General features: G+C 42.4%; 26 protein-coding genes and 1 riboswitch. Of the genes, 14 read left to right on the forward strand and 12 right to left on the reverse strand.

What is annotated here, in order from left to right; all coding sequences use genetic code 11:
• Window positions 1-122: 122 nt before the first annotated feature.
• The 3 genes from mreBH to ACYH0O_RS02760 form a co-directional block, all read right to left on the reverse strand.
• Window positions 123-1127, reverse strand: a complete 1005-nt coding sequence (gene mreBH / locus ACYH0O_RS02750; protein WP_034761217.1) for a rod-share determining protein MreBH — start codon at window positions 1125-1127, stop codon at window positions 123-125.
• Window positions 1128-1625: 498 nt separating this feature from the next.
• Complete coding sequence (locus tag ACYH0O_RS02755; RefSeq protein ID WP_482631032.1) at window positions 1626-3284, reverse strand: methyl-accepting chemotaxis protein; 1659 nt, start codon at window positions 3282-3284, stop codon at window positions 1626-1628.
• Between the two features lie 22 nt (window positions 3285-3306).
• A complete protein-coding gene (locus ACYH0O_RS02760; RefSeq protein ID WP_482631033.1) occupies window positions 3307-4284 on the reverse strand; it encodes a BMP family lipoprotein in 978 nt (325 codons plus the stop codon).
• Between the two features lie 133 nt (window positions 4285-4417).
• On the opposite strand from ACYH0O_RS02760, the gene ACYH0O_RS02765 reads away from it, so the two are divergent.
• Window positions 4418-4657: a hypothetical protein gene (locus tag ACYH0O_RS02765; protein WP_482631034.1), complete on the forward strand. Its 240-nt coding sequence runs from the start codon at window positions 4418-4420 to the stop codon at window positions 4655-4657.
• Between the two features lie 166 nt (window positions 4658-4823).
• On the opposite strand, the gene ACYH0O_RS02770 is transcribed toward ACYH0O_RS02765, so the two are convergent.
• The 4 genes from ACYH0O_RS02770 to ACYH0O_RS02785 form a co-directional block, all read right to left on the reverse strand.
• Window positions 4824-5327, reverse strand: a complete 504-nt coding sequence (locus ACYH0O_RS02770) for an acyl-CoA thioesterase (protein ID WP_113968670.1) — start codon at window positions 5325-5327, stop codon at window positions 4824-4826.
• A 92-nt stretch (window positions 5328-5419) separates the two neighbouring features.
• On the reverse strand, window positions 5420-6613 hold the full coding sequence (locus ACYH0O_RS02775) for a NupC/NupG family nucleoside CNT transporter (protein WP_149154390.1): 1194 nt from the start codon (window positions 6611-6613) through the stop codon (window positions 5420-5422).
• Between the two features lie 137 nt (window positions 6614-6750).
• Window positions 6751-6852, reverse strand: a riboswitch (purine riboswitch).
• A 217-nt stretch (window positions 6853-7069) separates the two neighbouring features.
• Window positions 7070-7198 carry a YflJ family protein gene (locus ACYH0O_RS02780; RefSeq protein ID WP_079530789.1) on the reverse strand — a complete coding sequence of 43 codons (129 nt, stop codon included), beginning with the start codon at window positions 7196-7198 and terminating at the stop codon, window positions 7070-7072.
• A 297-nt stretch (window positions 7199-7495) separates the two neighbouring features.
• Window positions 7496-8785, reverse strand: coding sequence for an MDR family MFS transporter (locus ACYH0O_RS02785; RefSeq protein ID WP_482631035.1), 1290 nt, complete (start codon window positions 8783-8785; stop codon window positions 7496-7498).
• A 181-nt stretch (window positions 8786-8966) separates the two neighbouring features.
• Between ACYH0O_RS02785 and ACYH0O_RS02790 the strand changes: the two genes are divergently transcribed.
• On the forward strand, window positions 8967-9554 hold the full coding sequence (locus ACYH0O_RS02790; protein ID WP_482631036.1) for a DUF6944 family repetitive protein: 588 nt from the start codon (window positions 8967-8969) through the stop codon (window positions 9552-9554).
• 340 nt (window positions 9555-9894) lie between these two features.
• Here the strand turns inward: ACYH0O_RS02790 and ACYH0O_RS02795 are convergent, their stop codons facing one another.
• Window positions 9895-11127: an aminopeptidase gene (locus ACYH0O_RS02795; protein WP_149154386.1), complete on the reverse strand. Its 1233-nt coding sequence runs from the start codon at window positions 11125-11127 to the stop codon at window positions 9895-9897.
• Window positions 11128-11363: 236 nt separating this feature from the next.
• Between ACYH0O_RS02795 and ACYH0O_RS02800 the strand changes: the two genes are divergently transcribed.
• Window positions 11364-11756 (forward strand): hypothetical protein, encoded by a 393-nt coding sequence (locus tag ACYH0O_RS02800; protein WP_482631037.1) that lies wholly within the window; start codon window positions 11364-11366, stop codon window positions 11754-11756.
• A gap of 149 nt (window positions 11757-11905) precedes the next feature.
• On the opposite strand, the gene ACYH0O_RS02805 is transcribed toward ACYH0O_RS02800, so the two are convergent.
• Window positions 11906-12361, reverse strand: a complete 456-nt coding sequence (locus tag ACYH0O_RS02805; RefSeq protein WP_427597900.1) for an RrF2 family transcriptional regulator — start codon at window positions 12359-12361, stop codon at window positions 11906-11908.
• Between the two features lie 161 nt (window positions 12362-12522).
• Between ACYH0O_RS02805 and hmpA the strand changes: the two genes are divergently transcribed.
• On the forward strand, window positions 12523-13737 hold the full coding sequence (gene hmpA, locus ACYH0O_RS02810; protein WP_482631038.1) for an NO-inducible flavohemoprotein: 1215 nt from the start codon (window positions 12523-12525) through the stop codon (window positions 13735-13737).
• 203 nt (window positions 13738-13940) lie between these two features.
• On the opposite strand, the gene ACYH0O_RS02815 is transcribed toward hmpA, so the two are convergent.
• The gene (locus tag ACYH0O_RS02815) at window positions 13941-14111 is read right to left on the reverse strand and encodes a hypothetical protein (RefSeq protein WP_482631039.1); all 171 of its coding nucleotides are present in this window, start codon (window positions 14109-14111) and stop codon (window positions 13941-13943) included.
• A gap of 202 nt (window positions 14112-14313) precedes the next feature.
• On the opposite strand from ACYH0O_RS02815, the gene ACYH0O_RS02820 reads away from it, so the two are divergent.
• Window positions 14314-14691 (forward strand): DnaJ family domain-containing protein, encoded by a 378-nt coding sequence (locus ACYH0O_RS02820; protein ID WP_482631040.1) that lies wholly within the window; start codon window positions 14314-14316, stop codon window positions 14689-14691.
• Between the two features lie 37 nt (window positions 14692-14728).
• Here the strand turns inward: ACYH0O_RS02820 and ACYH0O_RS02825 are convergent, their stop codons facing one another.
• Together ACYH0O_RS02825 and ACYH0O_RS02830 are read right to left on the reverse strand one after the other, a co-directional pair.
• A complete protein-coding gene (locus ACYH0O_RS02825) occupies window positions 14729-14914 on the reverse strand; it encodes a histidine kinase (protein ID WP_148967385.1) in 186 nt (61 codons plus the stop codon).
• Window positions 14915-14962: 48 nt separating this feature from the next.
• Window positions 14963-16444, reverse strand: coding sequence for a methyl-accepting chemotaxis protein (locus tag ACYH0O_RS02830; RefSeq protein ID WP_482631041.1), 1482 nt, complete (start codon window positions 16442-16444; stop codon window positions 14963-14965).
• 177 nt (window positions 16445-16621) lie between these two features.
• Here ACYH0O_RS02830 and motA point away from each other — a divergent pair, with 177 nt between their 5' ends.
• The 9 genes from motA to ACYH0O_RS02875 all read left to right on the forward strand — a co-directional run bounded on the left by motA (window position 16622) and on the right by ACYH0O_RS02875 (window position 25309).
• Entirely contained in the window at window positions 16622-17419 is a 798-nt protein-coding gene (motA, locus tag ACYH0O_RS02835) for a flagellar motor stator protein MotA (RefSeq protein ID WP_482631042.1), read from the forward strand.
• Window positions 17394-18197, forward strand: a complete 804-nt coding sequence (gene motB, locus ACYH0O_RS02840) for a flagellar motor protein MotB (protein WP_482631043.1) — start codon at window positions 17394-17396, stop codon at window positions 18195-18197. Before motA ends, motB begins: the two co-directional genes overlap by 26 nt.
• 333 nt (window positions 18198-18530) lie before the next feature.
• On the forward strand, window positions 18531-19922 hold the full coding sequence (locus ACYH0O_RS02845) for an alanine/glycine:cation symporter family protein (protein ID WP_482631044.1): 1392 nt from the start codon (window positions 18531-18533) through the stop codon (window positions 19920-19922).
• A gap of 238 nt (window positions 19923-20160) precedes the next feature.
• The gene (locus ACYH0O_RS02850; protein WP_149154378.1) at window positions 20161-21111 is read left to right on the forward strand and encodes an ABC transporter permease; all 951 of its coding nucleotides are present in this window, start codon (window positions 20161-20163) and stop codon (window positions 21109-21111) included.
• The gene (locus ACYH0O_RS02855; RefSeq protein WP_482631045.1) at window positions 21104-22054 is read left to right on the forward strand and encodes an iron chelate uptake ABC transporter family permease subunit; all 951 of its coding nucleotides are present in this window, start codon (window positions 21104-21106) and stop codon (window positions 22052-22054) included. The genes ACYH0O_RS02850 and ACYH0O_RS02855 overlap by 8 nt, the downstream gene beginning before the upstream one ends.
• Window positions 22051-22812 (forward strand): iron ABC transporter ATP-binding protein, encoded by a 762-nt coding sequence (locus ACYH0O_RS02860; RefSeq protein WP_482631046.1) that lies wholly within the window; start codon window positions 22051-22053, stop codon window positions 22810-22812. The genes ACYH0O_RS02855 and ACYH0O_RS02860 overlap by 4 nt, the downstream gene beginning before the upstream one ends.
• A 20-nt stretch (window positions 22813-22832) precedes the next feature.
• The gene (locus ACYH0O_RS02865; protein WP_482631047.1) at window positions 22833-23783 is read left to right on the forward strand and encodes a siderophore ABC transporter substrate-binding protein; all 951 of its coding nucleotides are present in this window, start codon (window positions 22833-22835) and stop codon (window positions 23781-23783) included.
• Window position 23784: 1 nt separating this feature from the next.
• Window positions 23785-24093 (forward strand): antibiotic biosynthesis monooxygenase family protein, encoded by a 309-nt coding sequence (locus tag ACYH0O_RS02870; protein ID WP_482631048.1) that lies wholly within the window; start codon window positions 23785-23787, stop codon window positions 24091-24093.
• A 121-nt stretch (window positions 24094-24214) separates the two neighbouring features.
• A complete protein-coding gene (locus ACYH0O_RS02875; protein ID WP_482631049.1) occupies window positions 24215-25309 on the forward strand; it encodes a carbohydrate kinase in 1095 nt (364 codons plus the stop codon).
• The last annotated feature ends 16 nt before the right edge of the window (window positions 25310-25325 follow it).

The raw sequence follows: 25325 nt of genomic DNA on the forward strand, positions 1-25325 counted from the left end.
AACAAAATCTCTCCTTGGGGAAGCTGACTATTGGTTGTTTGAAAAAATGGTTAGTGGGGGGTAAATAGGTGAGTTTGCAGTTGATTACAAAAAAATCCCCCAAATTAATGGGGGATATCTTCTTATTTTACTTTTTGTAATTTGTGAATCACGGATAGAGAACGTCCTGTTCCGATTGCCACTGATTCTAGCGGATTAGGAGCTAAGTGAACCGGTACGACGATTTCCTGGCTTAACCAATCTTGAAGTCCGTTCAGAAGTGCTCCGCCACCAGTCAGAATTACACCGCGATCGACAATATCCCCACTTAGTTCAGGAGGACAATTTTCCAATGTCGCACGGATTGTTTCTAAGATGTGAAGAAGAGATTCTTTCAAGGCATCCTGAATTTCGTTTGATGATAGTTCGATCGTTTTTGGAAGTCCAGTAACCAAATCACGTCCACGAATATCCATCGTTCTTTCTTCATGGTCGATCAGTGCTTGACCCACTTCGATTTTCACTAATTCAGCCGTTCTTTCACCAATCAGTAGATTGTAACGTTTGCGAACGTACTGAACGATATCTTCATCCATTTGGTCTCCACCGATACGGATCGTGTTACAAGAAACAACGCCACCATAAGAGATGATTGCTACTTCCGTTGTACCACCACCGATATCAACGATTACGTTGGCAACAGGCTCTCCTACAGGCAAGTCTGCCCCGATGGCAGCAGCAACAGGTTCTTCAATAAGGGTCACGGATTTCGCGCCGCTTCCTCTCACGGCATCCTGAATCGCTCTTCTCTCGACACTTGTTGCACCAGAAGGCGTACAAACGACAACCGTTGGCTTGCGGATAGAGAATCCAAGTTTTTTACTCGCTTTTTTCATCACTTGTTTTAACATTTCAGTTGTCACGTCAAAGTCGGCAATCACACCATCTTTAAGCGGGCGTACAGCCACGATTTTCCCTGGCGTTTTTCCGATCATGCTCTTGGCTTCGGTTCCAACCGCCAATACCGTTTTATTCTCTGTGTCGATCGCGACAACAGAAGGTTCATTAAGTATAATTCCTTTATTTTTACTATAAACAAGTATATTTGCAGTTCCTAAATCGATACCAATTTCAGAGTTTGATAACATCAATATTCCTCCAACTATAAGAATTCTAGACAGTATAACCTTCTATACAGTATAGGAGATTTTTGAGGGTTATGAAGGTGGAGATATTTACCAACGACAAATTGTTACAAAGTATGACAGAAGTGAAAGCGTTTTTAAAAAAGTAAAAGTGTATGATGTGGGGTTTCTGTATACCTATAATAGTATTTAGGGACGGACCTTGATTTTTTGTTCGTTAAAAAAATTTAAACGTTCTGTAATATAGATAGGGATGTTTGGAGTAGTCGGATGGTGGTGAAGGGGTTTTTCTGGACCCACGGGTGGTCATATGGGATGGGACTTAGGTGAAAATGGAGGGGAAGGGGACTCTTGTAGCAGATTAACGTATTTTTTTAATACTAAATTTGGATATTTCCTTTTTATCTTGGGTGGAATCACAATACGAACGACCGATTCGTAGTCTAAAACAATCATTCTAACAAATGAAAAAATGCCCCACCAAGAGGCATTTTCCCATTATCAGAGCTTAAATCGCTCCAATTCATTTTTCATTTCTGCTGTCATCCCGTTCAATTTTCCTACTTGTTCATTCATTTGTTCGAAGTACCTCAACTGCTCTTCAGTAGAAGAAGAAATTTCTTCAGTTCCGGCAGCGGTTTCCTCTGTGATCGCCGAGATGTTTTCAATGGCTGCAATCACTTGGTTGGTTCGCTCATTTGAAGCATGCATGCCATTTTCAAGTTGTACTAAATTTTCGTAAATGGTCGAAACGTTTCCTGAGATGTCTTTAAACGCATGCTCTGTTACACTCATGGAGTCCACTTGCTGAGTAGAAAGGGATTTTCCCTTTTGAGAAGCTTCCATAATAGAATGGATGCCATTTTTGATATTTGCGACCATGTTCCCTATTCGTTCGGTTGCAACGGATGAGTCTTCTGCCAGTTTTCGGACTTCCTGGGCAACGACGGCAAATCCTTTTCCTGCGTCCCCGGCTCTGGCTGCTTCGATTGCAGCGTTTAGTGCTAAGAGATTTGTTTGATCGGCAATTTCCCTGACAGCATGGGAGGCATGTTCAATTTCACCGGTATATTGGGCAAAATGTTCGATGGAATCCATGATGGATGAAGAAGATTCAGCGATCATTTCGGCAAATTGCTGCTGTTTATTTAAGGATGCGCGACCATGCTCAACCGAATCCAATGCCACTTTACTGCTAGCGGATGATTCTCCGCTTTGTCTCACATTCTGGGCAAAATCATCACCCATCATAGACATTAAAGCAGCCGTTGATTGGATGTCTTCAGAGATGGATTGACTTCCTTTTGCCAATTCTTCAGTCGAAACCGCCACCTGGTTGCTGCTTTCTGCCAAACTCGTCATTTGTGAGCGTACATCCTGGGTGAACTTCTCTACATTTGATCCGATATCATGGACGGATTGAACCGTACTCCGCAGATTCAGAACCATATGGTGAAAAGCCGTTTGGAGTTTGTCCACTTCAAATTTACTGTTTTTCTCTTTAACCGATTCAACTGAAATCGTTAAATCACCATTGGCCATCTTTTCAGCGTTATTCACCATAATGTTTAAAGGCTTCACAATTCGCTGTGTCAATAAGGTAGATGCTGCCATAGAGAGGATGATGGTTAAGATGAATCCAATCACTGACACCCATACAATAAATTCAATTTGCCTCTTGTTTTCTTTTAATAGGTTTTGATACCAATCATTTGTTTGGTTCGTTAATAGATACATATCGTTCAGGACTCCGGAGATGCGGATCGACTGGCGCTTGATCTCCGCTTTGTTCATTTCGCTGAGAGCTGCATCTGAGGCAGTCTTCAAATCTGTGAATTTCGTCTTGATGGATGAAAGAGTTTCTTGCTGATTTTTAACTGTCAAAAGCTTGTTCAAATCTGAGATCTGCGTAGAAGTTTCTTCCAGAATACCTTCTACCATTTGTTTGTTTTCTGCTGTTGAATTGACGGAGTAATTGGATAGTGCCTGCTTTGCCACAACGAGATCTCCCCGCAATTTCTCTGTCTCGAGAAGAACTTGTACATCTTCATTTGCAGAATTTTGAAGAGAAATCAATTGAGAGACGATGTACCCAATGATTATCGTCGAAAGGATCAGCGGGATAAGTCCCAAAATCAGTAAACGTTTTTTTAATGCCATGTGAATACTCCTTAGATGAGATTTATTGCAATTTTATCGTAATGTCCCCAGTGATGATTTTGTTTTTTGCGTCTTCTAATTGTTTTGTTTCTTCAGGAGACAAGCTAGTGACACGAATGGGGGCTAATCCCACTCCATCTTCCTTGAGACCAAGCTCATAGGCTTGTTGAGTTATTTTTTGACTTGAAATGAGTTCTTTTGTAATGTTGAAAACCGCGTTATCCACTTTTTTGACCATGGAGGTGACAACTGATTTTTCGGCAATGAAGTATTGATCTGAATCAACCCCTCCAGACAAAATGCCTGCGTTTTGCGCAGCCTGAATCGCTCCAATTCCTGTAAAACCTGCGGCAGGATAAATAAAATCGGCGCCTTGCTTCATCTGGTTCTCGGCTATTTTCCTGCCAAGCTCAGCGTCACCAAAGTTGTCGGCGTTGTCTTTCAATACCTTTATGGAAGGATTGATGTACTGAGCACCTTGTTCAAACCCTTTTTCAAAACGTTGAATAACAGGAACGTCTGCTCCGCTAATGAAACCAATCGTGTTACTTTTTGATTTCATAGCTGCCACCATACCTAGAAGGAAGCTGCCTTCATGTTCTTTAAACGTAATCGATGTAATGTTATCCACATCTGAGAATCCGTCTATTAATAAAAATTTCTGGTCAGGATTTGCTTTTGCAACCTTTTCAATCGCATCTTGAATGGAAAATCCAAGGCCGATCACAAGCTCATGCTTCTGATCGACAAGCTCCTGAAGTGCTTCTTCAAAGTTTCCATCCGGTGCTTCTCTATAATCAAATAAAATACCTAATTCATCACGTGCCCTTTCTAATCCTCTAAATGCTGAATCGTTAAACGATCCATCTCCAAGCCCTGTGTCAGAGAGAAGAATTCCAATACTCTGCTGCTTTTCTATACTCGCTTCTTCCGTCATGGGTGAGGAACATCCCGCCACAACAAGCATGACAAGAAGAAACATGCTGATTAACTTTTTCAAACCGTTACCTCCAAAAAAATATTGAGACATTTCACATGTCCGTACCTCTGTATTATCGGAGGGACGGACCTATTTTGAAGGGGAGGAGGGAAAAAAGTGTTGTGGGAGTGATTGGAGTTTACGGGGTGAGTGTGTGATTTGGATGATATTCACCATTACCTGGTGGGGAATCGTAATTGATATGATCGGAAAAGGGGGAGGGGATGAATTTTGGACGGTAGAGGAGAAGTGTTTTAGATATCGAACGCAAGATATCAGCGGAATTTACATTTTATCAGCGAAATTTTCGATATATCAGCGAAATCGTACCGTTTATCAGCGGAATTCTATATATATCAGCGAATGGCTAATTCGCCGTATTAATGAAGACTAGGAATTTTCGTACGATTAATAAGAGGAAGGAGAACGGATTCCAGTATAACGGCGAAAATTCCATTATAACGGCGAAATCTCACTTTTAACGGCGAAATTCCAGATATATCGGCGAACGGACTCTTCCCAAAAAAAATAGAGATGCTCTCTTCAAGCATCTCCCTTCATCAATACGCTTTACGGAAAAACTCCGCAAGTTCCTGACTATGTTTTTTGCGTGCTTTACGGTGCTCGGCACGGTTCTTCGCGGTTTCGTTCAGCCATTTTTCTTCTTCTGTTTCCGGGACGACTTCCGCAATGACGGCGGGTTTATTGCCTTCTAAAGCAACAAAGGTTAAGAAGGAGATGGCTGCCACATTGGTTTCTCCTGTTAAAAGCACCTCTGAAGTGACCTTCACACAAACCTCCATGGAGCTGCGTCCGGTATATGTGACCATCGCCTCCAAAGTCACAGCATCCCCGACTTTGATGGGCTGCAGGAAGTCGACGGAATCTGTTGAAGCCGTTACGACGGGCTTGCGGGCGTGACGGGTAGCGGCAATGGAGGCCACGTCGTCTATATAGGCCATCAGTTTTCCACCAAACAATGTACCATGATGGTTGGTGTCGGGTGGAAGAACGTGGGTCGTTTTACTTGTTTTCGTTTCTTTCATGAACTTTTTTTCTCTCAATGAATTCACCTTCCGTTGTCAATGTGAAAAAAGATTGCTACCTTATACTATTCACTAAAGGGGGTCGGAAGAAACATAATCACGAGAAAAAATTATAGAAATATACTAATGATAATGGCCGTTATGAAGCTCGCCAGTGTGCCGGCTATGATGGCCTTCAAGCTTAACTTAGAAACCATTGGACGCTGTGTCGGCTCCAAAGAACCCAAGCCGACAATCAATTGACCGATCGAAGACAGGTTCGCAAAGTTACAAAGGGCAACGGAAAGAATGGCAACGGTTTTGGGTGAAAGATCGTTCATCATTCCTGAAAGTTCTTTATATGCGACAAATTCATTCACAGAAAGCTTCGTCCCGATGATGGAGGCAGCACGGAACGCTTCATCCATTGGAATACCGACGAGTAGTGCCAGTGGATAGAACAGGTAACCGAAGACCGTGGAAAGACTCATATCAACAGCACCGAGTAATCCGTTGACGAGAGCAAGGATCCCGATAAACGCGATGAGCAGTCCACCAATATTGATGGCAAGTTGTGTACCACTAAGGGCACCTTCGGAAATCGCTTCGAATACGTTTGTATGAGTGGTTTTTCCTAACGAAATATCTCCATTCGTCTTGGAATCTTCCGTTTCTGGTTCGATGATTTTGGCAATCACAAGAGAGACGATAGGTACACTAAAGACGGATAGAAGAAGGAATTTCATGTCGATTCCCATCAGAGAATATCCGATTAATATCGCTCCACTTGCTGAAGCAGTTCCCCCAACCATCACGGCAAAAAGTTCAGAACGCGTCAGTTTTTTTAAATAAGGTTTAATCAAAAGGGGAGCCTCTGCCAAACCAAGAAAGGAATTTCCGATTGCATTAAACGACTCAACCTTTGTTGTCCCAAGGATTTTACCCAACCCGATTCCGATATATTTTACAAAAAACGGGATGATTCGTAAGTAATAAAGAGCCGAAATGAGTGCAGAAATAAAGATGATCGCACCCAGAACATTGATTGCGAAAACAAATGAAATGTTCGTTCCCTTCTCAAAAAATCCCCCGAACACGAACATGATCCCTTCATTACTGTAGTCGATGACTTTCTGTACGCCTAAAGCAGCTTTTTTCAAAATGGTTTGTCCGAATGGGACTTTTAATACAAACAAGACAAGAAGGAATTCCAGGCAGATCCCGATGATGATTGTGCGCCATTGAATGCTTGAGCGGTTGCTGCTCAACAGCCATGCTAAAAATAGAACTCCAAGTAATGATAAGATGCCATATACTAAACTCACAATACCAATCCCCCAACATGTAATCTTCAACGAATCCTCAGGTTTACGTCGTATGATGTCTGACCTCTTGAAAATATAAAAAAAGTGCATGAAGACATTCTCTAAAAAATAGGGAAAGTCTCCATACACAAACAGCATATAGAAAAGACTTTCCTTATAGTCCGGCACTTTACGGCTGCCAGGTAGAGACTTATGGTCCATATCACCATAGATATATAAGGAATTCGTATGAAGTTGATTAGAAATATGTTTTCTACTCTATCACACGATTGAAGACTATCACAATAGTTTTTTTGAAAAGAAATGCATGGAAAAACGTGGTGATACTATTTCACTATTTTAACAAAATTCCAAAAATAATAGTTCTTACAAACTGCTGAAATAAAAAAGAGGGACGGACCTTCATTCCTATGACCTGGTCATAGGAATCGAGGTCCGTCCCTCTCTTGTGTCTTCTTATTTTGTACGTTCTAACAGGTTTGCAAGAACGTGTTTTTTGTAGGATTCTACTTTGCGTTCTTCGTAGCGGCGTACTCCCGCTTTTTTTAGTTCTTCTACGTACCAGCCTTTGCTTCCGATATGCATTGAAATATACATCCTTTCTTTGCGTAGTATTGATTGGAATCTCCGACTAGCTCTTTATGGAGCTACGTTAAGATTGCTTACGGTTGTACATTGTAACATCTCATTTTTGATGAAAAAAGGGGGTAAAGGGAATTTTTTGGATTCATCCTTTTCTGAAAATTCTTTTGTGGAAAATGAAGATTCTTCAGACATCGAGTTCAACCTTGATCTAAATACAATGCTACAGTCTGACGATGAAGGTTTAAGTTTAGGACTGTAAAAAGAAAAGGAATGACCCGCAATGGATCATTCCTTTTTTTATTGAACAGCTTTCTTCAATTCCAGTTCTTCTTTTTCAAAGCGCTCGAACATAATGAAGAAAAGTCCCGCACTCAATAGAGCAAGGATCGCCAGGGTGATAAACGTCCAATCATACCCTACATAAAGTGAGAGAGTGATGGATAGAGGTGCGATCGTTCTCGCGACTGTGAAGCGAAGGCTGGCTGCGGCAAAGTACTGCCCCCGCATATGATCCGGTGCAAGCTTTGAAACGAAGCTTTGCTGGATACCTGCTGTCATGAGCTCTGCGAATGTGAACACCGCCATGGCTATCATAAACATCCAAACCGAGCTTGTTTGTCCAAACATAAAAATTGAAACGGCGTAGATGACAGAGGATAGGATGAACACATTGCGCTCACGAAATTTCGTAATCCATCTCGTGATGACCACCGTAAGAAGGGCAACCAGGAATCCATTTTCAGATAAAATTAACCCGAATACCTGCTCACTCACAAGGGTCAATGACCAGTCCCCGAAGCTGAACAGAGTGGCTTCATCCATCACATCTTTAATATATACGGGAATCAGCAGGTCCAATTGCATAAACGTTTGACCCACGAGAATCCCTGCTAATATAAATAATAAAAACGTTTTGTCTTTAAAAATAACACTATAATCCTTCATCTGATCCGATATCACACTATGCCAGGCTTTCTTTTTTCCTTCTGTCACTAATAGCTTACTTGTGTCTCGAGGTGCTGTTTCCCTCGTCATTTTATATAAAAGAAGAGCTAAGAACATGCAAATAAGTGCAGCGGCAATTAATAGCTCGAAGCGGTAGTGGACATAGAAAATCCCGCCCAGTATCGGTCCTACGACTACTGCGATATTTATGGACGTGTAGAAGACGGCAAACACATGACTGCGGTCCTTTTCATCCACTACATCGGCGACCATCGCCTGACTTGCGGGCCAATAAAACGACCCAAATACCCCTACCAAACTAAAACAGATAAAGCCGATCATGGCTGAATCGAGCCAAGGCGAACTGGCAAATCCAAAGATTAAAAAGGCAAAGCCTTGTCCGAATGCAGAGAACACCATCATTCGCTTACGCCCAAAGCGATCCGCGCAATAGCCTCCCATCAGATTCGCCAGAACGGCGAATACCTGCGAAAGAACCAATAATAATCCTGCCGTTTGCTTTCCGAATGACTCTGTAAAATAAATCGTCAAAAACGGAAAGAACATCCAGAACGTAATGTTGATCGCTGCTTCCCCAAACAGCCGGACCTTTAAATTACGGTCCCAATCCCGAATTCTCATCTATATTCCTCCCCTCATGAAACGCTAGATGAACTAGAATATCATAGCCCGATAGGACAAAATAAACAAGACTGATTTACTGGTATTTACAAAATATTTACTCAAGGAATAGACACGGATAAAGATACCATTTGTAGCTAATTGAATACATTAAAAGTATGGCAGGGGAAAGGAGCGGTGGGTGGAGTTGATCGATAGGCTTATCCTTATTACTGGTGCTTGGACGCAGGTGATCGGAACGGTGATTGCAGCAATTGGCGAAACCATGGTCATACAAGAAGAACGATATAGTCAAGAGCCTCTCGGATTTCGGTTGGTCTCCATCGGAAACGGGTTTGAAGCGGCAGGAAATGCCCTTCAAGGGGTGGGAGCGGAAAAGCTCTCGGACGGTTCGTTTGGAGAAACGATAAGAGTGATCGGTGATTGGATTCAAGCTTCAGGAAACGTAACAAATGTCACAGCAGCTGAACTCCAATTCGCAGGAAGAGAAGTGGAAGGATTGAATCTTGATATATTTGGAGACACTGTCCAATCCTTAGGGGCAGGACTGGAAGCCTATGGGGCCACGTTGGGTACTCGGGAGTTTTCAGATCTTCTTGCAGCCGGAAATTCACTTCAATCCCTTGGTGCAGCAATTGAAGCGATAGGAGAAATATATATTTTAAAGGAAATGGAGGATATCGGATTGCAAATCACCGCCTTCGGAAGCTATGCCCAGGCAGCTGGTGCGACGATAGCAGCCATTGCGTTAACGAAGCAGTATGGGTGAGCTTTTTGACCGAAAGAGGAGAATTGTTTGGAAATGAGCTAATAACATAATGAAAGGAAGGTAGATAGGTTCACGGGGGAAAGATACACCGATTGAAAGGGGAGGATTGCGTCTTTTTTCAGGTTTTTTGCGTCAAAATATAAATTTACGCGTCTTTAATTTGATTTATGCGTCGTTTTTCAAATTTATACGTCCAAATTTCAATATATGCGTCTTTTTCCAGTTACACTCAATAGATTGAGCGCTCAGTCAACCGTTCTTCTTCCAATTCCGTCCTCATCTTCATAAAAAATCCCAAAAGGCAGCCAAACCACCTTCTGGGATCCTACACAGTCAAATCTTAAAACGCCCAACCGCCATCGCGGAATACTGCTTCAGTCGAGCCGTCTTCTTTCACTCCATCGATGTTCATTTTGTCAGAACCGATCATGAAGTCAACGTGAGTGATACTGTTGTTCAAGCCGTTTTTCTCAAGCTCTTCTTCACTCATTTTCTTTCCGCCTTCGATACAGAATGCATAGGCATTTCCGATTGCAAGGTGGTTTGATGCGTTCTCATCGAATAATGTGTTGTAGAATAACACATTCGATTGAGAGATTGGGGATTGATGAGGGACAAGGGCGATTTCCCCAAGGTAATGAGATCCTTCATCTGTGTCTACAAGGCGCTTCAAAATTTCTTCGCCTTCCTCAGCCTTAACGTCCACAATACGGCCGTTTTCGAATGTAATCGTAAAGTTATCGATCACATTTCCACCGTAGCTAAGTGGTTTCGTGCTTGATACCGTTCCGTTCACACCTGTTTTTAATGGAACCGTGAATACTTCTTCCGTTGGCATGTTTGCCATGAAAGTGGTTCCTTGTTCGTTCACACTTCCAGCCCCTACCCACAGGTGGCCATTAGGAAGCTCGATCGTAAGGTCCGTCCCTGGTGCCGTGTAGTGAAGCTTTTTGTAGTTTTTGTCGTTCAGGTATTCCACTTTTTCGTGCAGGTTTGCGTCGTGATCCTTCCATGCCTGGACAGGGTCAGCCTGGTCTGCACGGACTGCTTTGAAGATGGCATCCCAAAGTAAATCCACTTGTTCTTCTGCAGAAGCATCCGGGAATACTTTTGCAGCCCAATCTTTAGAGGGAGCGGCCAGTACGCACCAGCTTACTTTGTCCGATTGAATGAATTGACGGTATTTGGACATTGCTTTTCCAGCTACTTTCTGGAAGTTTGAGATACGATCTGGATCTACCCCTTTAAGCAAATCAGGGCTTGAAGACACGATGCTCATGAATGCAGCTCCGCCTTCAGCAAGCTCTTCGACTTCTCTTGCTTTCCACTGAGGGAACTCCTGGAATGCTTCGTCTGGAGCAAGATCATATTTCGTACGGTTCACTACATCATCATTCCAGTTAACGTAGACGTGCTTAGCCCCAACTTCATAGGCTTTCTTTACTACAAGGCGAACAAATTCCGCAGAATCGATGGACGTGTTGATGACCAGGGTCTGGCCCTTTTGAACATTGACACCGACTTCTACAGCAAGACTTGCATATTTCTCAAGATTTTGTTGGTAAGTAGACATATGTATTCTCCTTTTTTCAGAATGTTCTATTACATTCTTATTGTATCAGTGCGGGCACCGTTTGCAAGTGTTTACACCCATCTTTCTATCGTATGCGAAAGAATGGAAAAGTATTTGTTTCGTGCACGATGAAAATGAACGTTCTGTGGCATCGAAACAAGAAACATAGCGAACCACGGGGCAACTATACTATAATGATTGAAGCAATACTCCAGATAAAGAAGGGGGAAGAAACAGTGCCGTGGAATGTCCTTTTATTACGAATGTCCGCCATCTATGGGTTTATTGGAGCATTTCTTGGGTCTCATATGGCAGGAGCCGGATCGTATGCGTTTAAGCCCATTCATGCTCATATTTTAGTTGTCGGCTGGTTAAGCTTATTTGCGTATTCATCCTATTATCGTTCCTATCAAGTGCCGAAATCTTCAAAACTGGCATTTGCACATGTTTGGACTGCGATCATCGGTTCGATCGGATTAACCGTTGGAATGTGGATGTACAACTTAAATCCATTCAACCTGCCAGGAAGCTTCACGATGGTCTTCTATATAGTAGGAGGAAGCACGTTATTACTCAGCTTTTTCTTATTCGTGTTCATGACATTTAAATATAGTGAGAGTAAGAAGTAGGAGATGGGCCTGTTTTCAGTTGGAAAACAGGCTTTTTTGAATGGGTTTGAATTAATTGTGGATAAGTTATACCTGGATAAAACGTGCCTGACTCTACTCCATCCCAAACAAAAAACTCCTCCCATTGAAATGGAAAGGAGTTTTCATAACTAGGTGGAAGCTTCATCCTGCTGCTCTTGAAATAAGAACCGGTAGTCCATCGGGTTTTGGATCAAATCGGCCAGGGTGTATTCATCAAGGACAGAGAGGTAGGCGTTTAACGCTTTTCCTAGTACATGCTTTAGTCCGCAGACTGGAGTGATAACGCAGCTGTTGTTTTTGGCGTCAAAGCATTCGACAAGATGGAAGTCTTCTTCTGTGGTCCGGACAAGCTTTCCGATATTTATATCTTCTGGGGATTGTGCTAGTTTGATACCGCCGTTTCTGCCGCGGATCGTTTCAATCAAACCGTTTTTCCCCAGTTCATACGTCACTTTCATCAGGTGATTCTTTGAGATGCTGTAGGCATCAGCGATTTCTTTTATATTAGAGAGTTCCTCTTTTGGTTTTGATGCCAGAAAGATTAGGACTCTCAGTGAGTAGTCAGTGTATAAAGTTAGTCTCATTTATCTCACCTTTCCGATCCGATACATTTATTATACAGAAGGAAGCATGTTTGTGTCTAAATGTGGCTGTTTTGTTAAAGATGTATTTTGTATATTGCTTTATGGTGAAAAGAGAAGTACTCTAAAGATGTATTTAAAATATATCTTTAGAGGTGACCAACATGCTATCTCAAAAAACCATTGAAATCGTGAAATCAACTGCGCCTGTGTTAGAAGTCAAAGGAACGGAAATTACGTCCACTTTTTATAAAAATTTATTTACTAATCATCCGGAATTACTAAATATTTTCAATCATGCCAATCAGAAAAAGGGCAGACAACAAACCGCATTAGCCAATACGGTATATGCAGCTGCGCAGAACATCGATAAGCTCGAGATGATCCTGCCGGTTGTAAAGCAAATCGCTCACAAGCATAGAAGTTTAGGCGTTAAGCCTGAGCATTATCCGATCGTTGGCGAGCATTTACTTCAAGCCATCAAGCAAGTTCTTGGAGACGCAGCGACAGATGAGATTATTGAAGCATGGGGAGAAGCATATGGTGTCATCGCCGGGGTATTTATTGATGTAGAAGAAGAGATGTACCAAGAAACGGAGAATATAGACGCCGGATACAGAGACTTTAAACCGTTTATCGTTACAAAAAAGGTAGTGGAAAGCGATTGTATAACCTCTTTCTATCTTCAACCACAAGAAGGGGTCAATGTCCCAACCTACATGTCGGGTCAATATATTTCTGTACGGGTGACCATCCCTGGTGAAGAGTTCACCCATATTCGTCAGTACAGTTTATCAAGCGCGCCAATGGTGAATCTCTTCAGAATTTCTGTTAAAAGAGAAGCAGAATTTGATCCTCAAGGGAAGGTGTCAAATTTCTTACATGACAAAGTAGCCGTAGGAAGTGAGATTGAAGTCAGTGCACCGGCAGGGGATTTCTTTTTAGCGGACACCGAATCACCTGTTGCTTTTATAAGTGGAGGTGTCGGAATCACTCCTATGATGAGTATGCTTGAAACGGTAGCGAGAACGAAGCCGGAACGCCCAACTGCCTTTATTCATGCGAGTAAACATGAAGGGGTACATGCCTTTAGAAAAGATGTCGACGGTTTAATGGAAGAATTAATGAACGGAGAAGCGTGCTATGTGTACGAAAATCCCCGTGACGAATCACAAAGTCATTTTAAAGGATATGTGAACAAAGAAATCCTATCACAATATGTAGATGAAGATACGGAATGCTATGTGTGTGGGCCGGTACCATTTATGAAAGCTGTCATCACAACATTGAAAGAAATGGGAGTTCCTGAATCTAACATTCACTTCGAGTTCTTTGGACCAGCGATGGATATATCGAAGAAGGAAACCGTGAGTGTGTAGAAAGCGGTTCGGAAATTGTTTTGAAAATAAAATCGGATAGTTGAAAATTAATAGTCCTAATTTGAAAATAAAATCGGAAAGTTAAAAATAAAAGGGATGAAATTGAAAATAAACTAAGTTTTCACCCCTTTCACATCTTGATTTTCCCCCGATTTCAGCCAACCAAACGGAAAAACGCCAGGATCTCCTGGCGTTTCTTGTATTTACAGACGATGCTCGTCCTCATCCACCCGGTTTTTAAACGCTTCCTGGGTCACAATCAGTTCTTCATCCCCAGCTGCATCTTCTGAGTGTTTTCCCTCTGGTGCACTATACTGAGGGAAGTTGCCTGGATGTCCTTTTTTCTTTGATTCGAACGATTTTCCACGTGCCATGTCAGCCACTCCTTTTCATCCGTGATACAGGTAGTTTTTCCAGCTCATACGAAAATATGTGAAGAGGAATTGTCAGAAAATAGACGTATCTTAAGCATTCAAACCTGGAGTCTTTTGGATATACTATTGGTAACAAGTGGCGAGTGATCGATACGTCAAAGACCAGCCGCGTCCACTATAGTTTGGAGTAGGAGGGGTAGAATTGGATTTTTCGATGATCATGTCCGAGCAAAGGATTAAGAAGGCTTATGAGGATGGCGACTTTAAAGAGCTGCCGGGTTTTGGTAAACCGCTTAATTTAAACGATGATTTAGGAGTGCCCCAGGAGTTGAAGATGGCCCATCGGATGATGAAGAATGCAGGGTATACAACGGATGAAATGAATGTGAAAAAAGAAATGATGCGTATTGAAGATTTGTTACGGGTATGTGATGATGACCTGGAGAAGCAGGAGCTGGAGAAAAGCCTGAGTGAAAACATGCTCAAATACAACGCGATGCTTTCAAAGAAAAGAATTAAAACGAATGGTTCTTTATTTAAAAATTATGAGCATAAAATAGAAAATAAGCTCCTGAGATAATGAAAACACCACTTTCGACAAGGAAAGTGGTGTTTCTTTATTTCTTCTCGGGTTCATCTTTAAATAAGAAGAATGAGATCACTCCGGATAGGAGGGCCGCTCCAATGATGATCATGGTTTTGGCTTCGGAAGGAATCTCAGAGTATCCTTTGCCGAGCATCCAATTTGCTACCACGGCTACGATAAACATGATGGGAATCATCATGATGATTCTTCGTTTCAAGGTGCCACATCCTTTAGTACTCTAATGATGCTTTTAGTTTATCATAATTTACACCTCGACACTGCGTTGAATTCGTTCGGCACTTGTGGCGGTTTCTTGAACATATTGAGCAATCATACAGTTATCACCATGAAGGGTTTCAATGGTAGCGCTGATTTCCTCGAGTCCTGCAGAGGTTTGTTGAATGACAGCTGCAAGCTCTTTCGTCGATAGCTCAGCTTCTTCTGTTTGGCCACTTACTTCAGATGCCGTAGAAGTTAAGATTTTGAACTCGTTTGTCAGGGAAGCAAGCTTTTCACGCAGTGTCGTGAAATACTCTGTTACTTCACCGGTTGCCCCGACGTTTTCATCCAGCTTTTCTGAGCTGAGATTCATGATTTCGACTGCAGATGAGTTCACTGAGTTAACGGAAGCAAGATTGTCGTTAATACGAGTGGCAGTGTTTCGTGTAATCTCTGCCAGTTTCCGAATTTCATCGGCTACAATACTGAATCCCCGCCCGGCTTCCCCTGCCCTAGCAGCCTCGATTGATGCATTTAAAGCGAGCAAATTGGTTTGATCCGTAATGTCTTGAATACTTCCAATGAACGTATTTGTTTCTTCAATTTTACTTGTTAATTCGCTGAACGTTTGACGAAGGCCTTCAATAATATTCTTCAATTCAATCATGTTTTCCTGCAAGTAAGTGACACGTTCACTGCCTGAAACAGCAATGGAATTCGCTTGAGTGGAATGGACAGTGAGATTGTTTGAAAGCTTGGAAACCTCGTCCATTTTACTCATCGTTGTCTCGGAAAAGGCAGCAATGTTGTTAATTTGATCGCTTTGTGTGACGCTTCCTGCTGATATTTCATTTACAGCCGTTCTCATTTCATCGTGTGAGACGAGGTGCGTTTGTATCTGCTCGTTGATTTGATGAATGCTTGTAGAGATGGTCGCTAATTCTTTTTGTAGGAAGTTTCGTTGATCTTCTTTTTTCATGGTTTCGCTTTCTGTCATTTTGATGAATTCTTGAAGTTGCTTGAATTGATTGCGGTTCAAGTGGATCACCACTCCAAGGACCGTCCCCAATAGTACATATACAAGCAAAGCCGGAATGAATAATTCTGTGAAAATCGGGTCGTTTGCAGGTGCAAGAGCTCCATTTAAGATGAATAATGCGAGTCCGGACCCGTACCCGATCCCGAAGATCACTGGATTAAAATGAATCGCACTGATGACAGCTAAAAATAATAAGATGACTAATTCATTTGGATTGGACCCTTCTAAAAAAAGCCAGATTCCGATGATGGCATAAACAGTAGGAATGCTGAAATAAACAAAGGAATGTGGCTTTTTCAACATTAATTGCAGCACAATGAAGTATGCAGCCAGAATGATGATCTGTGAAGCGAATACCGTTACGGTAATGATTCCTGACTCATTTATGATGGAATACGTGAGGGCTGCGATCAGGCTGATGGAATATGTGATCAGGAGCAGCAGGTTTTTTCTTTTACTATCGACTTCTTTCAATTGCTTTGGGGTCATGACGGTTCTCTCCTTTAGTATAAATACCTATATATTACATATATCGACAAAAACAGTTAGTGCTTCATAACGGTTTACGGTAATTTATAAGAAAATTTTGAACGCTTTTATCTCTCAATAATTAGAAGTTCCATCCGATATTAGTAGTAGACTACGAAGAGTAAGGTGGAACGATCGATGGATAAGACGTCTTTGATAGGAGTCATTTTAGGATTGATAGCGGTTGGAGTGGGGATGGTTTTCAAAGGAGTAAGCCCTGTTGCCTTGCTGAACCCTGCAGCCATATTGATTATTTTACTTGGAACAGTGGCAGCGGTGACCATTGCTTTCCCAACCCATGAAATTAAAAAAGTACCGAAGCTATTCGGCATACTGTTTAAAGAACAAAAACTGCAGGACCCGAAACAAACGATTCAATTCTTCTCCCAATTGGCAGACCTTGCCCGAAAAGAAGGACTGCTTGCACTCGAGGCCAAAACCCAGGAAGTCGAGGATCTTTTTTTGCGGGACGGACTTTCATTAGCGGTGGATGGACAAAGCGCTGATTATATACGGGATGTGCTGCATGAAGAAATTGATGCCATGGAAGAGAGACATAGTGCGGGGGCGCTCATCTTCACACAAGCGGGGACCTATGCACCGACCCTCGGCGTACTTGGAGCGGTGATTGGACTTATTGCGGCCCTCAGTCACATGGACAATACGGATGAACTTGGTTACGCCATTTCTGCGGCCTTCGTTGCAACGCTTCTCGGTATCTTCACGGGTTACGTTCTTTGGCACCCATTTGCCAACAAGCTGAAGCGCAAGTCAAAGCGTGAAGTGCAGATGAAAATGATGATGGTAGAAGGGATCCTATCGATCATCGAGGGAGAATCGCCACGGGTGATCGAACAGAAGCTGGCGTCCTACTTACCGGCAAGTGAACGATTATTGTTGTTAAAGGGGGATGAGGATGAGGATGAGGCGGCGTAAGAAGAAACATGACGACGAGCATATAGACGAGTCCTGGCTGATACCTTACGCGGATTTGCTAACACTGTTACTGGCCCTGTTTATCGTGCTTTATGCGTCAAGTTCAGTGGACGCTCAAAAATTCAGGGAACTCTCCCAGGTGTTTAGTGAAATCTTCACCGGTGGGACCGGTATGATGGAATATCCCAGTCCAGTAGCACCTCAGCAGTCAAGCGATCAAGATAGCAAACAGGCAGCATCTTCAGGGAATGATGAAGAAAAAGAGAAGGAATTAGGTAAGGAAGAGCTTGATAAGCAGGCATTTCTGAAGGATCAGGAAGAGTTAAAGGAAATTCAGGAAAAAATAAATCAGTATATCAAAACGAATAATTTGGAGATTCAATTCGTTACGAAGCTTACCGATGAAGGATTGCTTCTCACGATACGGGACAATGTGTTATTCGCCTCGGGATCAGCCATTGTCCAAGGAAGTGACCTGAGCGTGGCGGGGGAATTATCTGCGCTGCTTGAAATGAATCCTCCAAGGAACATTATCATTAGCGGTCACACGGACAACGTGCCGATCAGTAATGCGGAATATGACTCCAACTGGGAGCTTAGCGTCATGCGGGCAGTCAATTTTATGAAAATCATTTTGGACAATCCAAAGCTTGATCCCCAGTGGTTCAGTGCAAAAGGATTCGGAGAATTTGAACCGATTGCCGACAACACTACATCAGAAGGCCGTGGGCAAAACCGACGGGTGGAAGTGTTGATTCTGCCCAGGGTATCAGAATAAGAAACAGGATCTGCAGTCAGAAGTTGGCTGCAGATTTTTTTATTGGTCAGAAGTTGCCGTATTTCCGGGGAAATGAACGGGTTTTGTCGAATGAATGGTCTTTGGTTTTAAGCCAAAAAAAATCCTCAGCCTTTCCCATTTTTAAACAAAATGTTTCACACCACTAAATTTAGGGAAAAGTTTGAAAAACCATTTAGAAGTTGTGGCTAGTTTTTCTGGAAAAGGGTCTCATATAGGAGAACAAAGGCATTATACATACGTTTGCACGATCATTTACGTCTGCCCAATCAAGAATTCCTTAGCCACTGCCTCTACTAAAAAGGAGGAGCACGATTGGATACGTTTTTTGACATCATAGGTAAAGTTTCGGCATGGTTATGGGGGCCTCCATTAATCATTGTCCTGGGTGCAACGGGTTTGTACTTAACATTTTTATTGAAATTCATACAATTTCGCTATCCTCTGTACATATTTAAGCAAACGATAGGAAGCGTTTTTAAGAAGCCAAAAGGCGAAGGAACGGTGACGCCGTTGCAGGCCTTGACGTCGGCTCTATCATCCACCATCGGGGCAGCGAATATTGTCGGGGTACCGGCAGCGATCATGTTTGGTGGGCCGGGAGCTGTTTTCTGGATGTGGGTGATTGCCTTAATTGGAATGGCCCTTAAGTTTTCCGAGAGTGTACTTGCGGTCCGCTATCGTGAAAAGAACGAAAAGGGAGAATATGTGGGCGGTCCCATGTATTACATGACGAAAGGGTTAAATATGAGATGGCTCGGTGTATGGTTTGCCTTTGCCCTTATGATCGAGCTGATTCCAAGTGTGATGGTGCAGGGGAATGCTGTGGCATCCACGGTAGAAGAAACATTTAATGTAGATGGACTTATCACGGGCATTGTCGTTGCCCTCATCGTTGTATTAATCGTATTTGGTGGCATAAAGCGTATTGGTAAAGTGACGGAAATCTTTGTACCGTTCATGGCTTTGATCTATGTAGGAAGCGCATTGGTCATTTTATTTATGAACATTGACGCTGTTCCGGAATTCTTCAGTCTGATTTTGTCGAACGCATTTCAACCCATGTCTGCAATGGGTGGGTTCGCCGGGGTAGCAGTTGCTGAGACGATCCGTTGGGGATTTGCCCGAGGGTTATATTCCAATGAGGCAGGACTAGGAACGGCACCGATTGCCCATGCGGCGGCACAAACCGATCATCCCGTCAGGCAGGGGCTATGGGCAATCGTTGGAATCGTGATTGATACGATCATCGTTTGTACAGCAACGGCCTTCGTAGTATTATCTTCAGGGGTCTGGACTGCTGAGAATGCATTGGATGATCCTTCAGCACTAACAACAGAAGCTTTCTCTAGTTATTTCGGGGAATTTGGTGGAATCCTCGTTACGATTTCATTGATTTTCTTCGTATTATCGACGATTATCGTCATCGTCTTTTATGGAGCAAAGCAGGCAGAATTTCTATTTGGCTACAAAGCAGCACAAGGGATCAAGATTGTTTATACGGTTGCGATTGTGCTTGGTTCAGTTGGTGCAGCAAAAGTCATTTGGCAATTCCTTGACTTAGCCCTTGCAGCGATTTTAATTCCGAATATCATTGCAGTTCTTCTTTTAAGTAAAGAAGTGAAGAGGCTTACACATGAATTTTTTACCTCGGATGATTATTACTTGAAAGACACTGGCAAAATAAAAGAAAAGAAAATATCATAGTCCAAAAGACTTGATTTTCCGAGAGGAGGAGCAAGTCTTTTTTTTGTGAAATTCTGGCTGTATTGCGTATTTCGACCCGCATTTCAGTTGTGGATGATTATGGAATTAGTGATAATCATTTTCAATTAGTTGTTGACTCTACTTGAAACCTTATTGTAATATAGGTTTGTATTAATTGATAATGATTTTCAGTATCAATGATATTCAGTGAAAATCAATGAAAGTTTTGGGGATAGTCATGAAACAACGTTACCTTTTTATTACACTCATCTTGATGTCACTCCTGTCTTTATTTGTAGGAGTGAGCCATATTACACCGATGGATTTACTTAAATTTCAATCCGAAGAGACACAGATTTTTCTCATCAGTAGATTACCGAGATTGCTGGCGATCTTACTTGCTGGTGCGGGAATGAGCATTGCAGGTTTGATCATGCAAAGCTTGAGTCGAAACAAGTTCGTATCCCCTACGACAGTGGGAACCATAGATGCTGCCAGGCTTGGGATCCTTGTATCGATGATTGTGTTTGTGAATGCCTCAATACTTGAGAAGATGATTGTTGCCTTTGCATTTGCGTTAGCCGGCACGCTGCTTTTTATGCAAATACTCGATCGGATCAAGTTCAAGGATGCAGTCTTTATCCCCCTTGTCGGGTTGATGCTTGGGAATGTGTTATCTTCGGTGACGACGTTTTTTGCCTACAAGGCAAATGTGATTCAAAATATGGCGGCTTGGCTGCAGGGTGATTTCTCATTAATCATGAAAGGTCGATATGAACTTTTATACATAAGCATTCCCATTATGATCATTGCTTATCTTTATGCGAATCGATTTACTGTCGCCGGGATGGGGGAGGACTTCTCAAAAAACCTCGGTGTTTCTTATCGCAGAATAGTGAATATCGGTCTCGTGCTGGTTGCGCTCATTACGGTGACAGTCGTATTGACTGTCGGGATGATTCCATTCCTGGGATTAATCATACCTAATATCGTTTCCATCTTTAAAGGAGATCACTTACAGAAGACATTACCTCATACCGCCATACTTGGAGCCATCTTCCTTCTTGTCTGTGATATTTTGGGTAGGGTCATCATCTACCCTTATGAAATTTCGATCAGTTTAATGGTTGGGGTCATCGGCAGTGCCATCTTCTTATACCTGCTGGTAAGGAGGAAGGCATATGCGTAATCGTTGGAAAATGCTTATTTTACTAGGGATTTCTCTATTATTCTGTAGTATTTATTTATTTTACGAGCTAAATGGAAGCTATGATTATGCACTGCCTCGACGGGGGATGAAGGTGCTTGCCATGGTCATTACGGGAGTCGCGATCGCCTATTCAACGGTCGTGTTTCAAACGATCACACATAATCGGATTTTAACACCGAGTATTATGGGGCTTGATTCTCTTTATCTCCTTCTACAAACAGTAATTATCTTTTTCCTGGGATCGGATCACATACTTGTCATAAACAAGAATATAAACTTCTTATTATCCGTTACAGCTATGATTGTATTTGCTCTTATCCTGTATCAATTATTATTCCGTCATAGTAATCAGCCAATCTACTTTTTATTGTTGATCGGAATCATCGTGGGTACATTCTTTGGAAGCATCACCACATTCCTGCAAGTGTTGATTGATCCCAATGAATTTTTAATGGTTCAGGACAAGATGTTTGCGAGTTTCAATAACATTAATGCAGATCTGGTTTGGCTTGCCCTTATCATAGTCACCATCGTGATGATGATTGGCTGGAGAAAGATCCATTACCTGGATGTCATGTCATTGGGAAGGGAAATGTCCATTAATCTGGGTGTACTTTATGATCGAATGGTGCGTCGTATGCTGGTGATTGCGTCTGTACTCATTGCTGTTTCAACCGCCCTGGTCGGGCCGATTACCTTTTTCGGTTTGATCGTGGCGAACTTAGCTTATCAATTTTTCCGGACCTACAAACACAGCATTTTCATTACCGGTGCGAGCTTGATGAGTGTCATTGCCCTCGTTGGCGGACAGTGGGTGGTAGAACGGATCTTCACGTTTTCAACAACTCTAAGCGTGATTGTTAACTTCATCGGAGGAATGTACTTTATATATCTTTTGTTAAAGGAGAGTAAAGCCAAATGATACACATTCGAGGGCTGTCCAAGTTTTACGGGAAAAAGCTGGTCGTTGAAGACGTGACCGTCACGATTCAGCCTGGTCAAATCACTTCGTTCATTGGACCGAATGGTGCCGGGAAGTCGACCCTTTTATCAATGGTAAGCCGTTTGCTCGATTCAGATAGTGGTGAAGTCTTATTGGATCAGGACGATCTCAGAAAAATGAATTCAGATGATCTTGCCAAAAGAGTCGCGATATTAAAGCAATCCAACTTTCTTAACGTCCGTTTGACTGTGAGGGAACTGGTATCGTTTGGACGATTTCCTTATTCGAAAGGCCGATTAACCGAAGAAGATGAGAGGGCAGTTAACCAGTCGCTGGACTATATGAATCTGGCGGACTTAGAGGGGAATTACCTAGAAGAATTATCCGGGGGGCAAAGGCAGCGGGCTTTCATTGCTATGGTCATTGCCCAGGATACCGATTATATTCTCCTGGATGAACCCCTGAATAACCTGGACATGAAGCATTCGGTCCAGATTATGAAGATTCTGCGCAGATTAGTAGATGACCTGGGAAAGACGGTCGTCATCGTCCTGCATGACATCAATTTTGCCTCTGTGTATTCAGACAGAATCGTAGCGATGAAAAACGGAAAGGTCATTAGAGAAGGTTCAACAGATACCATCATACAGACCCAAACATTAAAGGAAATCTATGGTATGGATATTCCTGTGCAACAGATGAATGACAATCGGATTTGTGTTTATTTTAATTCATAAAAAAAGAGGAGAAAATGAAAATGAAAAAATGGTCATTTATAAAAATATTACTTACAGTCTTACTGGTATTGGCAGCGTGCGGTTCCAAGGAAGAATCAACGACAGAAGCGAAGAAATCCGGTGGAAATGAAGAATCAAAAGAAATCACAGTAAAGCATGAACTTGGCGAAACGAAAGTTAAACAAAACCCTGAAAAGGTAGTCGTGTTTGATTTCGGTGTCCTTGATACGTTAGATGAACTTGGAGTGGAAGTAGCGGGAGTACCGCAAGCAACCATTCCTCCATACCTGGAAAAGTACAGCAGCTCAGACTATACGAACGTAGGAAGTTTGAAAGAGGCGGATTTTGAAGCGATCAGCTCGATGAAGCCGGATGTGATTTTCATCTCTGCACGCCAATCGGAAATGTATGAAGAATTCGCAAAAATCGCTCCGACTGTGTATGTTCAAACGGATTATACAAATTACATGGAATCGTTCACAAGCAACATGGAAACCATTGCAGAAATCTTTGATAAAGAAGATGAAATGAAGAAGGAATTAGAGGATGTTCAAGCGGAGGTCGACGGCATTAAAGAGAAGACTGGAAGCCTTGATGACAAAGCATTGATCTTGATGGGGAATGAAGGAGAAGTAAGTGCATACGGACCGGGATCACGTTTCGGAATTCTTCACGATGTATTTGGATTCAAGCCTTCTGATGAAAACATAGAAGAATCCACTCATGGACAAAATGTGACGTTTGAATATGTATTGGAACAAAACCCTGATGTACTGTTTGTGATCGACCGTGATGCTGCATTTGATCCAAACGCAAGCGTCAAAGATTCAATTGAAAACGAACTTGTACAAAAGACGAACGCCTACAAAAAGGAAAAAATCGTGTATCTGAATGGTGGCCCATGGTACCTTTCAGGAGGCGGACTTCAATCGATGAAACAAATGGTTGAAGATGCGAAAGCAGGTTTATAATATGTTTTATCAAATAAAGAGACTGCTAGTGAAAGAGGGAACATCATCAAAAGTGGTTGAAAGGTTTTCTGGTGAGGGATTAATTGAAAAACAGCCAGGGTTTATCGACTTAAAGGTCCTCGTCAAAAAAGTACGCCGCGGCGATGAGGAAGTGATTGTCATGATTCAATGGGAATCGGAAGCGGATTGGAAAAATTGGGAGAAGAGCCCTGAGCATATTGCAGGTCATAAAGCGAGTGCTGGCAAGCCTAAACCCGATCATATTCTTGAATCGAGTCAACATGTTTATGAGGTAAAAGCAAATAAATAATGAAAAGAAGTGTCCTGAGTTATATCGGGACGCTTTTTCTTTTATTTTCCTTCTTGTCTAAGTTTAAACAAAAGTTTAGAATATTAACAAAAGTTATTTTTCTTTATAGGGGTGGGAGCTTGTGAACGAAAAAGAAAAGCTTTTGTTAGCTTATATTGAAGATAACCCGTTTATGACTCAACAGGAATTGTCCGAGCGAAGCGGGATGTCACGATCAGCGGTAGCAGGGTATATTTCGAATCTGGTGAAGCAGGGGAAGATCCTGGGGCGTGCGTATGTTATTCCAAAGAAAAACGGGATCACATGCATCGGGGGAGCAAATATCGACCGGAAGCTTCAGTTGGACGGTAAGTTTATTCCTGAAACCTCAAACCCTGCGAGAACAGAGCAATCCAGTGGCGGCGTGGCACGCAATATTGCCGAAAACTTAGGCCGGTTAGGAAAACAAGCCAATTTGATAACGGTTGTAGGAGAAGATACGGAAGGAAGCTGGCTTTTATCTCAAACGAAATCGTTTGCCGATGTATCTGCATCCCAGCGACTACTAAATGAAGGCACCGGGGCATACTCCGCCATACTGGATGAAGAAGGGGAAATGCTGTTTGCCCTGGCTGATATGAACATTTATGAAAGCGTTGACATTGGCTTTATTGATAAGAGGTGGGGAATGATTTCTTCATCGGAAATGGTGCTGCTGGACACCAATTTTCCAGAGGATGTGCTCAAGTATACCATCCGCAGATGCCAAACGGAGGGAGTGCCGCTTACGATCATCCCGGTTTCCGAACCGAAAGTGTTGAAGCTGCCAACATCATTAGAAGGGGTATCCTGGTTCATATGTAACAAAGGGGAAGCGGAAACGTATTTAGGAATGACGATTGAGACAGAGGGTGACTATTTTAAAGCGGCCAAAGCCATCACTCAAAGAGGGGCGGAAAGGGTTGTGATTACCCGGGGAGATCGAGGGTTAATCTATTACACTACTTATAAAGAAGCTAGAGCCGTTTTACCTCCCAAGGTTGAAGTCGCTGATGTGACCGGTGCTGGAGATGCCCTTGTCGCGGGAATATTATACGGTTATTTAAAAGGATCCGATACAGACGGAGCCTGCCGGATCGGAGTGATCTGCTCGTCCATTACGCTGAAATCCAAATTTACGGTAGCACCTACGCTGAACAAGACCAAGCTTCAACAAGAGTTTAGTCATTATTACTGAATAGGGGGAAATATAC

The sequence above is a fragment of the Rossellomorea sp. H136 genome, assembly GCF_056838065.1.